Origin of the sequence: Salinimonas iocasae (genome assembly GCF_006228385.1) — a bacterium.
In the GTDB taxonomy this organism is placed as follows: Bacteria; Pseudomonadota; Gammaproteobacteria; order Enterobacterales; family Alteromonadaceae; genus Alteromonas; species Alteromonas iocasae.
In genome coordinates, this window is record NZ_CP039852.1 from 1981571 (window position 1) to 1997985 (window position 16415).

The 16415-nt window shown below is 48.1% G+C and carries 11 protein-coding genes; 4 read left to right on the top strand and 7 right to left on the bottom strand.

What is annotated here, in order from left to right:
• Positions 1–30: 30 nt before the first annotated feature.
• From FBQ74_RS08710 to hutC, 7 genes are all read right to left on the bottom strand, one after another.
• Entirely contained in the window at positions 31–1890 is a 1860-nt protein-coding gene (locus FBQ74_RS08710; protein WP_139756310.1) for a glycoside hydrolase family 13 protein, read from the bottom strand.
• Positions 1891–2149: 259 nt separating this feature from the next.
• Positions 2150–4045 (bottom strand): alpha-amylase family protein, encoded by a 1896-nt coding sequence (locus FBQ74_RS08715; protein WP_139756311.1) that lies wholly within the window; start codon positions 4043–4045, stop codon positions 2150–2152.
• An 83-nt stretch (positions 4046–4128) separates the two neighbouring features.
• A complete protein-coding gene (locus tag FBQ74_RS08720) occupies positions 4129–4962 on the bottom strand; it encodes a PEP-CTERM/exosortase system-associated acyltransferase (protein WP_139756312.1) in 834 nt (277 codons plus the stop codon).
• 773 nt (positions 4963–5735) lie between these two features.
• Positions 5736–6257: an RNA methyltransferase gene (locus FBQ74_RS08725; RefSeq protein WP_139756313.1), complete on the bottom strand. Its 522-nt coding sequence runs from the start codon at positions 6255–6257 to the stop codon at positions 5736–5738.
• Between the two features lie 86 nt (positions 6258–6343).
• A complete protein-coding gene (hutH, locus tag FBQ74_RS08730) occupies positions 6344–7885 on the bottom strand; it encodes a histidine ammonia-lyase (RefSeq protein ID WP_139756314.1) in 1542 nt (513 codons plus the stop codon).
• The gene (hutU, locus tag FBQ74_RS08735) at positions 7875–9554 is read right to left on the bottom strand and encodes a urocanate hydratase (protein WP_139756315.1); all 1680 of its coding nucleotides are present in this window, start codon (positions 9552–9554) and stop codon (positions 7875–7877) included. Before hutU ends, hutH begins: the two co-directional genes overlap by 11 nt.
• Complete coding sequence (hutC, locus tag FBQ74_RS08740; protein ID WP_139756316.1) at positions 9551–10273, bottom strand: histidine utilization repressor; 723 nt, start codon at positions 10271–10273, stop codon at positions 9551–9553. Before hutC ends, hutU begins: the two co-directional genes overlap by 4 nt.
• A 136-nt stretch (positions 10274–10409) precedes the next feature.
• On the opposite strand from hutC, the gene hutI reads away from it, so the two are divergent.
• The 4 genes from hutI (at position 10410) to FBQ74_RS08760 (ending at position 16211) form a co-directional block, all read left to right on the top strand.
• Positions 10410–11618, top strand: coding sequence for an imidazolonepropionase (gene hutI / locus FBQ74_RS08745; protein WP_139756317.1), 1209 nt, complete (start codon positions 10410–10412; stop codon positions 11616–11618).
• A complete protein-coding gene (gene hutG, locus FBQ74_RS08750) occupies positions 11608–12549 on the top strand; it encodes a formimidoylglutamase (protein ID WP_139756318.1) in 942 nt (313 codons plus the stop codon). Before hutI ends, hutG begins: the two co-directional genes overlap by 11 nt.
• A 135-nt stretch (positions 12550–12684) precedes the next feature.
• Positions 12685–13350, top strand: a complete 666-nt coding sequence (locus FBQ74_RS08755; protein ID WP_139756319.1) for a hypothetical protein — start codon at positions 12685–12687, stop codon at positions 13348–13350.
• Positions 13351–13352: 2 nt separating this feature from the next.
• Positions 13353–16211: a glycoside hydrolase family 16 protein gene (locus tag FBQ74_RS08760; RefSeq protein WP_205912247.1), complete on the top strand. Its 2859-nt coding sequence runs from the start codon at positions 13353–13355 to the stop codon at positions 16209–16211.
• Positions 16212–16415 lie beyond the last annotated feature (204 nt).

The window sequence follows — 16415 nt, forward strand, 5'->3', positions numbered from 1 at the left end:
TTACCACTAAATTTCGTTATTGTTGTTCATTTATTGTAATAGCCAGACCGATGCACTTTTAGGTGCAACCTCTATACTGGCGTTCTTTACGCTTATTTTATTACTATTCCCCCACCGTGATGCGGTAGAGAATTCTTTCAGAACCGGTTCGAAGCGCGCCAGCTGCACATCGTTTTCAGCCTCATTCTTATTGAGAATAATCATGGCGCCCTTACCCGCTTCATCTGTTCTGAAGTACACGTAAATACCCTCGGCAGGGGCAAAGTGGGTGAATTTACCTTGTGTAACAACCGGATGCTCTTTACGTAATGAGAGTAACGATTTAATCCGGTTATACGCCTTAGTTTGTTTCGGTGACAGTCCTTGCTGTGCAAATGCATCAATACTGTCATTTTTCCAGCCACCTGGAAAATCACTGCGAATAACACCGTGATCGTCCGTATCAGGATTGGCCATTAAAATCTCGGTACCGTAATAAATCTGAGGAATCCCACGCGCTGTCAGCAAGAATGTCATCGCCATGTCCCATAACGCATACGATTCATCCAACTGCGTGTAAATCCGGCTCATATCATGATTATCACCAAAGATAACCAGATTATAAGGGTCGCCGTAGATAAAGTCGCCTGCCAACAGGTTATACAGACTGACAAGACCGGTTCCCCAGGTCTCCTCATCCTTTAATGCATTGACCAGTGTATCTTGTAGTGGAAAATCCATAACACTGGGCAATGACGAATCATAGCCATCAGCACGGTAGGAATCTTCCTGCCAGTAGGCAGTAATGACAGGGTTGGTTGTCCACTCCTCGCCAACGATATTTAGGTTCGGGTATTCGCTGGTGAGGCGCGCTGTCCATTGTGATAAGAATGCTTTGTCAGAATAGGAGTAGGTATCAACCCGAATGCCACTTAAATTTGCATATTCCACCCACCAGATAGCATTCTGAATCAGATAGTTTGTCAGATAAGGGTTTTGCTGATTCAGGTCCGGCATACTGGGCACGAACCAACCATCACTGAAGGCTTTCTGATCCGCTTCGACACCATGGGGATCATGCAATGATTCCCGGCGATGGGTGGTGGCCGAAAATTCGCCATTATGATGTATCCAGTCTTTCGCCGGTTTATCCTTCATCCAGGGGTGATTACTGCCGATATGATTTAAAACCATATCCATGATAACGCCCACCCCTTTTTCGTCAGCCTGTTGAGAAAACTGGCGATAAAGGGCATTGCTGCCATAGCGTGGATCAATGCGGTAATAGTCGGTAATAGCGTACCCGTGGTAGGAATGGTCATCCATGGCATTTTCTAACAATGGCATCGACCAAATCTGCGTAAAGCCTGTTGATGCAATATAGTCCAGATGATTAATCATTCCCTGTATATCACCGCCGTGTCGCCCGCCAGGTGCCTGCCTGTCTGCTTTATCTACAAATCCTGCTACTGAATCATTGGATTCATCACCATTGGCAAAACGGTCAGGCGTGACAAGATAAATAGTATCCTTTTGTGTAAAGCCCTGCCGTTCAGCTGAGTTCGCTGCTCTTGGCCTGAAGGTATATATCGTTTTGTATATTTCTTTGCCCTGCTTTGTAAACGTTAATTCATAGTCGCCGGGAGAAATATCTGCAATATCAATATCAATAAACAGGTAATTGGGACTATCCAGAGAATTAACCTGCTCTATGACAAACTCGCTGTCGTTAACAGAAACAGTACTACCGGCGATATCCGGCCCGTGTACCATCAGCTGTAATTTTGGTGATGCCATGCCCGCCCACCAGCCAGGAGGTGAAACCCGGAGATCGGTCTGTTCGGCGTGCAGTGTCAATGAAGCACTCACAGCAGCCAGCAATACCGGAAATCGTAAACGAGAAATACGCATGAATAATCCTGAATGTAAAGCCGGTGTAGGAGCTCCGGCATTAATAGGTTAACAGGATGTTACCCTTAGCACCTTGCAGATACCAAGGGTTTGCATACGTATTCACGGCGATGCTTACCGGTGATGACAAAGGACAGCAGTAACAGTCCCGGACACCTCATAACACCCAAAGTAAGCCTCGCGGTAGTTACGCGTAACCAATTGGCAGCATTATCGCGTCAGATATAACTACATATTCTACAAACTGGCGACGCGGCGACTATTTCATAGTCGCTGTCGAAAGAATAAGTGATTCGTTTTTGTCCAACGAAAACTCAACGGTTACCACATCGCCCGTGACCTGAGCATCGAGATAATCATCTGTAAGTAAGTCAATTATCTGTATCTCGCCAGATGCACCGCTATTACCGAGTAATGACAGCGGAATATCAATCGTGCCTGTTTCCGACTGCTCGCCAAAATGACTGATGACCACCAGTGAGGCTTGTTTGTGCGTTCTAATGAAACTATAGGTTTGATTCTTATTCGACCCGGTAGTGATGATCGACTGTAGAGACTGAAAATCGCCCTGCATCGCCGGATGATATGCCGCAATGTTAAGAACATGCTCATAATAGGCACGCAGAGACTTTTCAGCAGCGGTTAATTGACCACCGTCAAACGCACCTTCATTCATCCATCTTTGATGCGCAGGAACACCGGCATAATCAAAAATGGTGGTACGGGACGGATCGCCAAAGCCGGTTTCCTCGCTGCCGTCCTCACCCACTTCCTGACCGAAATAAATCATAAATGGAGCGCGGGTATTCAGCGCTGAAACAACCAACGCAGGTTTGCCAGCTTCTGCGCTTCCGGCAAAGGGCGCAGAAGCAATACGTTGCTCATCGTGATTTTCCAGAAAGTGAAGCATGCTGTCAGAGATATCAGAAACCTCATTCGACGCGTTATCAATCGCCGAAACATTTTCATTTCCCTGCATGACAGCTTTGATGGAATCGTACAATCCTACCTTATCGTAAAGAAAGTCCATCTTTCCCTGGTGCAGATAATCCCGATACCGGTCAGGCTGATAAACCTCTGCCAGAAGAAATGCGTCTGGATTTTCATGTTTAATAGAGGCATTTAAAAATGACCAGAACTCCACGGGCACCATCTCGGCCATATCAAAGCGGAATCCATCCACGCCTTTATCTATCCAGAATAATGCAATATCACGCATCTTGTACCAGGAGTCAGGCAGCGACTTGTTTTGCCAGAATTCATAGTGCGCATTTATCGGCTTTTCTGCATAAGCTGCAGGTAAAGCAGGAAAGTCATGAGAGCCATCTGGCCGGACGCCGTAATTAATCTTCACGGTTTCATACCAGTCATTAACATCAGGTTGTGGCGCGCGCGCACCGTTGCCGGTCCATTTGGCCGGCGTTTCATCGAACTGTCCGTCAGCAAGGGGATGATCTGCGCCCCCCATTGGGTCAAATTTTTCAGGATGCGCCGGTACAATGAATGACGAATCGGGAACATAATAGAAGTTATTGTCTCTGTGATACGTCTGTGCCGTGTTGTCTCCATCGCCTAGTGCTGTTACACCTTCAGGTAAATTCAGCGGCGAGTAATCCCGTGCAACATGGTTAGGCACTATATCGATAATTACTTTCATGCCGTTTTCATGGGTACGCTTTATCAGTGACTCGAATTCCTGCATTCGCCTGGCTGGATCAGTTGCCAGGTCGGGGTCCACATTATAATAATCCTTAACAGCGTAAGGGGAACCTGCCCGCCCCTTGATAACATCGGGATCATCCAGCGTTATACCATAGTGGGTATAGTCTGTTGTTGTAGCATGATGAGGAACACCGGTATACCAAATGTGAGACACCCCGAGTGCACGGATTTCTGATAGCGCTGTATCGCTGAAATCGGCAAATTTGCCTACGCCGTTTTCCTCCAGGGAGCCCCAAGGTTTATTGGTAGTATTCTTATTTCCGAACAAGCGGGTGAAAGCCTGATAAACGATGGGCTTCTGCTGTTCCGGGGAGTGTGACGAAGATGATTCAGATGCGATGTCGGCAGGTTGAGATGTTGTACATGCCATCATTACCATACCTGAAATAAGCGCAAGCGCGACGGGCACTTGCTTTTGTAGTCGTAATTTCATGGATCGTGTCCTTTTAACAGGTCCGGCAAAGCATACCTGTTAAAAGAACGTTAACCCATTATCTGCATACGTATTCAGACGAATTACGCAGCGCGTTGTTCCTCGTGGATCTTGGTAAGAATAGAAGGCTGATGGCGGAAAATCGCACCGAAATTGGGCACTTCTTCCAGCTCGTTCATTATCTTACGCTGAAAACGCTGTAATGCCGGTGAAATTTGCTGCATGAACTCCATCGGAGACAACTGAAATGCAGCTCGCTTGCCATGGTAGTCTATCTCACTACCCAGTTGCTCGAAGTTGATGCCTAACATTCTCAGGCTACGAGCCAGCCTTGGCTCCATCATTACATATACGTTTTCGATGTCACGCAGAATACAGATGCTGGCAGCGAAAAAATACAACGCTAATGACAGGTAAGGAAAGTTACGTCCCGGTGCATTACTTTTAAATGCGCCGCTCAATGATTTGCCCGTAACAGGAGAGACATTGCTATCTGAGTGACGACGGCGAAATTGTTTAGGAATAGCCAGGCGAGAGATTTCGCAAACCTGAAAACGCGGGTATCGCTGCGGGCTGTGCTCATCCATACGGATTGCTTCAGGGCAGTTTTGCTCAACGGGCAGCAATTGGCCGGGGTGTTGAGGCATAACTAAGCGAATAGTACCGGCACAGTCTCCTGTCGCTTTGTGCTTGATGTAACAGCTCAACGCGAACTCATCGAATTCATCGACTTCCATCTTAGAGGCGCGGGGCGGTTCAAAGCCCATTTCTTCACAATACACCTGATGACGGGTTTTGAAGCACGTACGTTGTTCACTTTCATCATTTGCAACAACAAGTGTGAAGTGTTCAAAGAAATGATCAGCAGCAGCGTCAATGATTTTATTCATTTTGCGACGTACAACAGGCCGAATCATATGCTTGATTCCCGGTACTTTATGTACTCTTTTAAAAGCATTTAGCAAGCGACGTTTCACTTTGGCTCCCGTTACTCAGTTATTATACAGTTGCAAATACTCCTGAAAATGATTCCCTGCTGCGCACAAACTAAGAACATCGTCGATCTTGCGCGCTGATAAGACTGCCGGATCGCTAACCTAATGTAAACCTTATATTTAGATCCGCTGGCTGTAGCAGGCCGGTAAAACCGTAAGAAAACTCATTTTGAGGAAGGTATTGTTACGTGCGATTTGTATTACAACATCTATGCCAGACTGTAGAAAGGTAACAATATTTGAAAAATTAACCGGAAAATAGTGTAGTTATTTCAGACCCGATAAAAAGACAAGATACGACTTTACCCCAACACCCACCCAATTCGCATAGCAAATTTTCATTTTATATTTCAGCCATATAACGATTATCAGTTAAACATTGCAACCGTGTAATATTGCAATTCATAGCGTGGCACGGTTCAACTAAAAAACCATGTTTGCGTAAAGAAAAATTAGACCAAAGGCTATCTTGGACCATTTGTACTTACTCAATACAAAACTGCTGAAATATGACAACAGGAAACCAAAATGCGTTAAACAGGCAAAATTTGTTGCAAATGTGCATCACCTGAATTGGCGCTTTCCGCTGAGCCAAGGTTATAGTGGCTCAGCACTTGATAAATAATAACGAAAATCAAAGAGTTAAATATGAGTGTTGCAAAAGTGAAACAGCTGATAGATGGCAACACTTTGCCTCAGCGCTTTACGCGCGTTCGATTATTCACATCTCGACTGGATTGTATAAGTGTATTTCCTCCTTGCACCTGCGACTTTGCGAGACGGTCGTACAACAATACATTGACCGTTGCAGCCAGGTTCATACAGCCATTTGTAGGTATATAAACAACATCCTGACACCAGTCGACGATTGACTGACTCACCGACCCGTCTTCAGGCCCGAACACATAAAATGCATTGTGTGGATGAATATACTCAGGTAATGGCGTCGCCCCCTCAACCAGTTCGACAACCACCGGTGTAGCACCTCGCGGCTTAGCCATCTGTAGCGACTCAACACCAATAGTAGGAATTTGCTTGTGCATTTGACGGGTATCGGCGTTGAAATCTTTGGCATAACCATAACGCTGGCCCGTATAAAAAACGCTGCTGGCACCGTAACAGCCAGCTGCTCGTAAGATGGAGGCCACGTTGGTCGCTGATTTAGGATTGATTAATCCAAGACTGACTAGTCCCCAGGCAGAAAATTGGGAATGCATATTCATACATCATAGAAATGAAAAAAACGGGCGCAGAGTATGCCAAAACCTTCAGCGGTTGTCATACTTTACACCCGCACAGATGTCTACCTGATCATGCTAACAGTACAGAGATTCTCAGTATGGCGCCATAGTGACCCCTGGCGTATCAACTGTGCTGCTGCCTCGATGTCAGGAGCAAAATAGCGGTCTTTGTCGTAAAAGCTCACGCTGTTTCGCAATAGCGCATGCACAGACTCTAATGGCTCAGACGTTTCCAAAGGGCGCCTGAAATCGATGCCCTGTGATACTGACAACCACTCTATAGCAAGAATACCAGCTACATTTTCAAAAATATCGCGTAACCTACGACCGGCAAACGCTGCCATAGATACATGATCTTCCTGATTCGCCGATGTGGGAAGTGAATCAATGGATGCCGGGTGCGCCAGTGTTTTATTTTCGCTGGCAAGAGCTGCGCACGTTACCTGGGCAATCATAAACCCGGAATTTACCCCTCCGTTTTCAACCAGAAACGGCGGAAGCCCACTGAGATTAGTATCAATTAACAGTGCCATCCTACGTTCGGACAATGCGCCGATTTCGCTTAATGCTATTGCCAGATTATCCGCCGCCATTGCTACCGTTTCAGCATGAAAATTACCACCGGATAAGATGTCTTCGTCATCACTGAATACCAGAGGGTTATCTGATACACCATTAGCTTCAACAATAAGTAACTCCGCTGCATTTCGGATCTGGTGTAAGGCAGCGCCCATTACCTGAGGCTGGCAGCGTAGCGAGTAAGGATCCTGTACCTTCTCACAGCCTTCATGGGAATCGCCAATAGATGATGTGAGAAGCAGATTCCTGAATAAGAACGCCGTATCTGTCTGACTTTGATGACCTCTGACAATATGGATACGCTCATCGAAAGGTACACGGGAGCCTTTGGCTGCATCAACCGCCAACGCGCCTATCGCCGCTGCGCTGTACCAAGCGTTCTGGGTATAAAATAAACCCTCAAGTGTAAATGCGGTAGATGCTTGTGTCCCGTTTAACAGCGCTAGTCCTTCTTTCGGCGCCAGTGAGATAGGCGTCAACCCCGCTTTTTTTAGTCCCTCTTGCGCCGTACACCGCTGTTCATCAATAATAACCTCGCCCTCGCCCAGTAACACTGCGCTCATGTGAGCAAGCGGCGCCAGATCACCTGACGCACCGACAGATCCCTTTTGCGGAATGGCTGGCCAAACGCCGTGATTAAACAGGCTAATCAATGCATCAATCACCTCAGCCCGGATTCCGGAATAGCCCCTAGCCAGAGAATTGATCTTCAGAAGCATCATCAATCTGACTGTGCTGGTATGCATAAATTCGCCAATGCCGGCAGCATGCGATAGCACGATGCTACGCTGCAACAATTCCAGTTCGTCGGTAGCTATTCGGGTATTCGCCAGTAAACCGAACCCGGTGTTTATGCCATAAACAGTACGCCCTTGCTCCAGCACATTTTTAACAGTTTGATGAGACGCATGTATAGCCGGGTAAGCACTTTCATGAAGTGTCAGGGTCATGTGTTCATCGATACAGCGACGACAGTCTTCAAGGGTGAGCTGACCCGGATACAGTGTGAAGGATTTAGTTGTCATCGCGGGCTCCTGTCATAGGTAAGTCCAGTTGGTTGTCTTTAGCGCACTGCAGGGCCAGTTCGTAACCTGCATCTGCGTGTCGCATTACTCCGGTGGCAGGATCGTTATGCAGAACCCGTGCAATACGCTCGTCCGCTTCTTTGGTTCCGTCACAGACGATAACAACGCCAGAATGCTGACTAAATCCCATACCTACACCGCCGCCGTGATGCAGACTTACCCAGGTAGCCCCTCCAGCGGTGTTTAGCATTGCATTTAATAACGGCCAGTCTGAGACGGTATCCGATCCATCCTGCATGGCTTCGGTTTCACGGTTTGGGGAAGCAACCGAGCCGGAGTCAAGATGGTCACGGCCTATCACGACAGGCGCTGAAAGTTCGCCGCTGCGAACCATTTCATTGAAAGCCAGGCCCAGTTTTTGCCGCTGCCCGAGCCCCACCCAACAAATTCTCGCGGGTAAGCCCTGGAACTGGATTCTTTCTCTGGCCATGTCGAGCCAGTTATGAAGATGCGCATCATCGCTGATAAGCGCTTTGACTTTTGCATCCGTCTTGTAAATATCTTCAGGATCACCGGACAATGCCACCCAGCGAAACGGACCAATACCTCGGCAGAATAAAGGACGAATATAAGCGGGTACAAAACCGGGAAAATCGAAAGCGTTGTTGACGCCTTCTTCCAGTGCCATTTGCCTGATGTTATTGCCATAGTCCAATGTTGCCGCGCCGCGGCTTTGTAACGCCAGCATCGCTTTAACCTGTACTGCCATAGACTGTTTGGCTGCCCTGACGACCCCTGCTTCGTCTGTCTGACGCGCACTGGCTGCCTGCGCCAGCGTCCAGCCCTGTGGCAGGTAGCCGTTCAGCGGATCATGCGCACTTGTTTGGTCAGTAACGACATCAGGCAATATATTCATTTGATTAATTTGCTCAAACACATCAGCAGCATTGGCGACCAATCCGATCGATACTGGCTTATTTTGCTGCCTGGCCTCTTCAAGCATATCCATCGCCTCATCCAGCGACTGCGCTTTTTTATCTAAGTATCCCGTTCTGATACGAAAATCTACCCGGCTTTCGTCAACTTCAACGGCCAGCATAGAGAATCCGGCCATGGTTGCGGCAAGGGGTTGCGCGCCGCCCATTCCTCCTAGTCCGCCAGTCAGGATCCATTTACCTTTCGTATCGCCATCAAAATGCGCTTTAGCAACGCTGACAAATGTTTCGTAGGTTCCCTGAACGATGCCTTGTGAACCTATATAAATCCACGATCCGGCTGTCATCTGGCCGTACATCATCAAGCCCTTACGGTCCAGTTCGTTAAAGTGTTCCCAGTTAGCCCAGTGTGGAACTATATTTGAATTGGCGATCAGTACACGTGGCGCATTTGGGTGAGTGGGAAACACACCTACGGGTTTACCTGATTGCACCAGCAGTGTCTCATCGTCTTTGAGTCGTTTCAGTGTTTCGACGATTTTGTCATAAGCCGGCCAGTTTCGCGCTGCGCGTCCTATGCCACCATAAACCACCAGTGACTGCGGGTGTTCAGCAACCTCCGGATCCAGATTATTCATCAACATTCGAAGGGGTGCCTCTGTCTGCCAGCTTAGCGCGTTCAACGAGGAGCCTCGGGGGGCTTTTATTGTGCGTGATGCGTCTTCACGGTTCATACGGATTCCTTAATCGCGGAAGTAAAATTAAGATGCGCGCCCAGCCGATAACGTTGACCGGGATGAGTAAGTGTCGCCAGACTGACTATCCCTTTAGCACAGTATGTCCGGCGACTGATGCGTAAACAGGGTTGGGTTGTATCGATGCTTAACAACTCAGCAGCGTGCGACTCTGGTAGTACCGCTTCAACACTGTGATCAGCCTCGGTAAGCGGAGCCACCTGATTCAAATACTGATTCACAGAAAGCTGTGAGAAATCCTGTTCCAGAAACAAAGGTGCCAGCGCAGGATTAACCAGTCTTGACTCCAGTTGCACAGGTTGCGCATTTTCAAAATGAACCAGTTGTATAAAGTACAGTCTGGCCCCCTGCGCGACAGAAAGATGGCGAGACTGGATGGCATCAGCCTCACAGATACTTTGGCTGATGATTTGGTTACTGTAATGATGGCCGCGGCTTTCGATTTCTTCTTTAATACCAATTATTGTCAGCATCGAACTCATTGGCCGGTTATCACTGACAAACGTGCCTACCCCCTGAGTACGTGCCAGAATGCCTTCATCGACAAGCTCAGAAACCGCCCGCCTGGCGGTCATTCTGCTAACACTGAAACGTTCAGCCAACTGGTTTTCAGAGCCTATCTGATCACCCGGTAATAATGCTCCCTGCTCTATCTGCTGTATGAGCGCGGCTTTAATCTGAACAAATCTTGGCTGCATTTCTCGTGACCACCTGTTAATTTATTGTTACTCTACCCGTACAATCTTGTATATACAAGTATAGGCTTGCTGATTATTCACGCATTTGGTGGAGGTATAACCGCAGAGTCTTGCTGATAGGGCACCAGGAGCATTCATGACTGTTACACACATTAAAAATGTAAATCTTGCCACCATGACAGGCGTGCAAAACGATACGCTGGCGGTTGAAACAAACACCGAGCTTTGGTTACAGGGTGATAAAATTGTTGGTATCGGCCCGCAGCAAGATCATGACTTTGTGCACACTGAAACTGTTGATGCACAAGGCATGTGGTGTCTGCCTGGTTTTATAGATTGCCATACTCACCTTGTATACGGAGGAAGTCGTGCCGGTGAATTTCAACAGCGATTAAGTGGTGTGAGTTACCAGCAAATCAGTGAACAGGGAGGCGGTATAAAGTCGACCGTTGCGGCCACACGCCAACTGGATGAACAAGCGCTGCTGGATACAGCAATCCGGCGAACTGCAAGACTGACCGAAGAAGGCGTTACCACTGTTGAGATTAAGTCAGGCTATGGTCTGGACAAGGATACAGAAAAACGAATGCTGACCGTGGCTGCAAGAATTCCCGACCATCTGCCGGTGAACGTACAGCGAACGTATTTAGGCGCTCACGCATTGCCTGAAGAATACAAGGGTGACAGCGACCGCTATATCGATTATGTTTGCGACACCATGATGCCTTATATCGCGCAGCATAATTTGGCAACAGCAGTGGATGTATTTTGTGAATCGGTGGGTTTCTCGCTGGCGCAGACCCGGCGCGTATTCGAAGCGGCACACCGTTACGATTTACATGTAAAAATTCACGCTGAACAACTTAGTGATAGCAAGGGCGCAAGGCTGGCTGCAGAATTTGGTGCATTAAGCGTTGATCACATCGAATATCTTCATGAAGAGGATATCAGTGCTATCGCTGATGCGGGGTCAGTGGCCGTGCTGCTTCCGGGTGCCTTCTATTTTCTTAAAGAAACCCAGCTTCCCCCAATTGCTGGACTACGCTCACATAAAGTGCCGATGGCCATTGCTACGGATATGAATCCGGGCACGTCGCCCATTTCATCCATACTGACCTGCGCTAATATGGCGTGTATCCAGTTCGGGCTAACCATTGAAGAGAGCTTGCGTGGGATCACGGTCAACGCCGCCAGAGCACTCGATCTACCTTTGAAAGGGCAGCTGGCAGTTGGGTTTGATGCTGATCTCTGCCTCTGGAATATTGATAGCCCAGCTGATCTTATTTACGAAATTAACGGCTTTCGTCCTGCCGCAAAATGGTTAGGAGGCAAGCGTGTCTTATAAATCTTTATGGCAGGGTCGCACAGATACAGAAGATGGTGTGCGGGGTCAGCGCTGGCACCAGGTAGTCAATGTAGAACCGGCTGAATCTAAATGTGGCACTGTTGCACTTATCGGCTATCCGGTGGATCAGGGGGTCTCACTAAATAAAGGTCGCCCGGGTGCCGGAGGTGGTCCTAATACGCTACGCCAGTCACTATCATCCTTACCCTGGGTTATCGAAGGTTCGCTGAGTGACCACGGCGATATTTCTCCCCTGCCCACTTTGCCACAGACTCAACAGCTATACGCCGACAGGGTGACCGGCTTATTAGCCAATAATAAATGCGTATTGGGGTTAGGTGGCGGACATGACATTGCCAGAGGCAGTTTTCACGGATTACAACAGTTTGCCAGCGAGCAGGCGCGTATTGGTATTATCAATTTTGACGCGCATCTGGATTTGCGTAAGCCCGCGCCGGTCTCATCCTCCGGTACGCCATTTCGGGATATCAGTGAGTGGTGTAGCGCTAACGGCCGTGCGTTTAATTATTGTTGTATGGGTGTTTCGGTTGCGGCGAATACGCCGGCACTATTTGACTATGCCAGGCTTACTGATACTTACTGGCTGGAAGATGTAGATTTTGATCTTGCCAAAGCAACCTCGGTTTTGTCTGCTTTTTTAAATCGAATAGATACCCTTTACGTTACTGTATGTATGGATGCGTTCCCTGCTTCGGCGGCACCCGGCGTGAGTGCCCCAGCCGCGGTCGGAATCGACACGGCCGCCGTGTTGAATGTTATTCGCTGGCTGGGCAGATACTGTCATCAACATAATATCACCTGGCCGCTTGCAGATATCGCTGAACTGAACCCGACTTTCGATAAGGAAAATAAAACTACAAGGCTTGCAGCGCGCGTCGGGTTTGAACTGACCCGTGCAATGACAAAATAATGTAAATTTTGTGTTGCCATTTCATTACCCTCTGGTTAAATTGTAAGCGCTACCATTATCTCTATCTGCAGTTTTGGGATAACTGCTGATTTATTCACCCGATAATGTAAGCGCTAACATAACTTGGAGAAACACATGAAATTATGCAATGCAGCAGGTTTGCTTGCACTGGCGGCGGTATGGCAACCTGCGCACGCTTCGTTACTGACTAATGGTAACTTTGAGACATGCGACTTGTCGGGGTGGAGTACCGACTCAGATGGTAGCGCCGGAAATAGCAGCGACTTCACTATTATAAGCGGTGGAGATACCTGCAGCGCCCGAATTTATATTGATCAAGACGAAACATTTGCAAACACCCTCTACCAGCAAATAGATACAGCGACACTTGGCAGCGAACCACTTACCCTGTCTTATGATTTCACTGTCGATAGCACCACACAGGGACAACTGCCTTTTACCGCTGACTATTTTACTATTGGTTTCGGTGATGGTTCGGGCCTGCTTTATAACGCTGATGCCGACATTGGAAGCTTGTTCAATCAGCCCGACATCGACGGGCCTATGGCTTATCAGGGCGAGCTCACATTAAGCGAAGAATTTAAAGCGTGGGATATACTGACATTTGAGATACAACTTATCAGCAATTTCGACGCAAGCCCTGCCTGGCTGACTGTGAATAGTTTCTCGCTGGATATCGCCAATGAACAGGTCTCTGTATCCAGCCCCGCGACCTTCCCTCTATTACTTTGTGTTTTCGGCCTGATTCGTCGCCGCACAACAAATAAGCTGGAGTGCTAACAATGAAAAAACATCTCATTCAACTTGCCGTGGTGGCCGGGCTGGCGCAATTGCCTCTGGGTACTGCGCTGGCGCAATGGCAACCAGCCGATGAAACGCTGGACGTGAAGCAACGTCGTGCAGCCTTCGACCGCATCAACCGTCAGTTCAGTGTACTCGTTACCGTCACCAATACCGGCGATGAGGTTATGGACAAGCCATTACGGCTAAACATCGAAAATAGCACGCATGATGTCACTAATGCTGAGCAAGACGGCGACATCAGCTTTGTACCTGTCGATTCCATGGGACTGGCGCCCGGTGAGAGTATTCGTGTTCCTGTCTATCTGGCTTTTGCGCCCAAGCGTTTGATACTGGACGTGTCGCTTATGGAAGATGCTGGTCCGGGTAACAACTGGACACTGGTATGGCAGGACGAGTTTAATGATTCGTCGATCGACACAACGAAGTGGGACTTCGAGCAAAATTGCTGGGGCGGTGGCAACAACGAACAACAATGTTATACCGATCGCGAGCAAAATGCGTTTATTGAAGACGGAAAACTGGTTATTAAAGCGCAGCGAGAAGACTTTACCGGTCCGGATAATCCAGAAGGTAACACGGACAGTGTCACTACCCTGCCCTACACCTCTGCACGATTACGTACTCTGAATCAGGGGGACTGGACTTACGGTCGCTTTGAGATAAGAGCAAAACTTCCTTACGGTCAGGGTACATGGCCAGCCATCTGGATGCTTCCCAGCGATTATAAATACGGTACCTGGGCCGCATCCGGTGAAATCGATATTATGGAGGCGGTAAACCTAAAAACGCCTTCAGATGATCCCGCTGCACAGGGTGCGCCAGAAAACCGGGTATATGGCACGTTACATTTTGGTCGCACATGGCCCGGCAACGTATATGTAGAATCTGACTACCATCTGCCCAATAACATGAACCCTGCCGATGGCTTCCACAATTACGCTATTGAATGGGAGCAGGGAGAGATACGCTGGTATGTCGATGGTTATCACTTTGCCACCCAGACGCAGGATGGCTGGTATACGCAATACCAGGATGAAAATGGTCAATGGCAGACAGGTGTTGCCGATGCGCCGTTCAATGAGCGCTTTCATTTACTGCTGAACCTTGCAGTAGGTGGCGCATGGGCGGCAAATACGAATGAGAAAGGTATTGATGAGTCTATTTTCCCACAAACGATGGAAGTGGATTATGTGCGGGTATATGAATGCTCAATCAATCCGGCGACAGGTCAGGGCTGTGCCACCATTGGCGATAACCCGGATCGTCCGGCCGGCATTGAGCCGCCCCCCTTACCCGGTGAAAATTCACTGGCGGGCAATGGTCCCGTTTTCATGTTATTTGATGATGTTTTAAATGACGCGCTTGCTGTTCAAAGTTACAACCCAGAAGGAACGGTATCCAGTTATACAGAAGCGGTAGAAGGCCGTGGTGATGTATTCACAATGGAACAGATCGGGAATGTGGGAAATGTCTTTTTCAATGCTGATGCACCGCTGGATCTGCAACATTTTGAGCAACTGGGCAAACTGAAATTTGACCTGCGCGTGCTAAGCCAGGCTGAGGGCGCTGAACTGCTGGTTAAGGTAGATAGTGGCTGGCCGGCAGTTGGCGATGTAGCAATAGAAATAGCAGATGATCAGTGGCAGGCAATCAGTCTGGATGTTTCCACACTGATTGAGGCAGGCAATCGCTATGCACCGGGTAACACAGCGGACTTGGCACAGGTCTTAAACCCGTTTGTGCTTGAGGCTAATGGCCCGATGCTGGTTCAGGTAGACAATGTTCGCTATGAGTATGATCTGGCCGGTAAATCTGAAGTGGTGGTTTACGATGAGAACGACCAACCGCCTTTTGCTGTAGGCCAGTACGTTGCAAGTGGTTCAGTACAAATAGAGGATGTTGTCAGTGAAGACGGTTCCTACGGTAACGTGAAGCAGTTCAGCTTCAATACCAACGAATCCGTTGTGTATTTTCAGACAACTGCTGATAACGAAGGACAAACACAAAAGATTGACTTCAGTGGGTTTGACACCTTGTCGTTTGATTTAAAAGTTGTGGAAGATCCACGTGCACAACAGAATTTTTTCATCAAAATGGATTGCGGGCACCCCTGCTCTTCCGGCGACTTTGCTATAGCGACACCTCAGACGGGTATCTGGACACATTACGACATTGCCATTTCGGACCTTATCGCCAATACAGGTTCGACGCTGAATCTCACGCAGGTCGATACACCCCTGGTTATCTTCCCCGCCTGGGGCAATCAGCAAGGCGTTGTAATGCAGGTTGATAACATTATGTTATCCGGTGAAGGCAGCACATCCAAGCCCTCGCCTAATGTGGTCACTATTACTGATACATTGACCATCTTCGATGATGTAATGGCGCAAGGCTGGTCACTGTGGGATTGCTGCGCTAATGCTGATTTGAGTATTGTTTCGGACAACGAACGTGGCTATGTCGCTCAAATCGACTATTTCGGCCCGGCACCGACCGTTTCAGGTTTCAGAGCAAATATCCCACACGATGCAACTGCAATAGAGTCCGGTGTGTTGTCATTTGCAATGAAAATGGCCAGTGCACCTGATGATGCCAGTGCTGAACTTCTCATTAAAGTTGAAGGTAACGATGGTAGTTACGCCCAGTTGCCTATAGCTATGAATCTTGAAGGAACAGTCCCGCAGACAGGTCAGTGGCAGCAATACAGCTTTTCGTTAGCTGAATTAGCTGCACAGGGACTTTCTCTGGATAAGATAAACTTAATTATGATGTTCCCTGAATGGAATAAAGCAACCGGCGCTGTCATACAGATAGATGAGTTAACTTTGACGTTGTAATCAGCGCACAAATCAGTAGAAGCAAGAAACGCCCGGCATTGTCGCCGGGCTTTTTATGGAATGCCCCACTCGACAATCCCATACTTTATACCACGTCGTTGCAATAAAGCTTATATGCCAAATAAGTGCATTACCCCTCAATACACCACGCAATTCAGGTCGTTTATATCTCTTTTAATGAGCGGTTTTGGCATCAGATTCGTG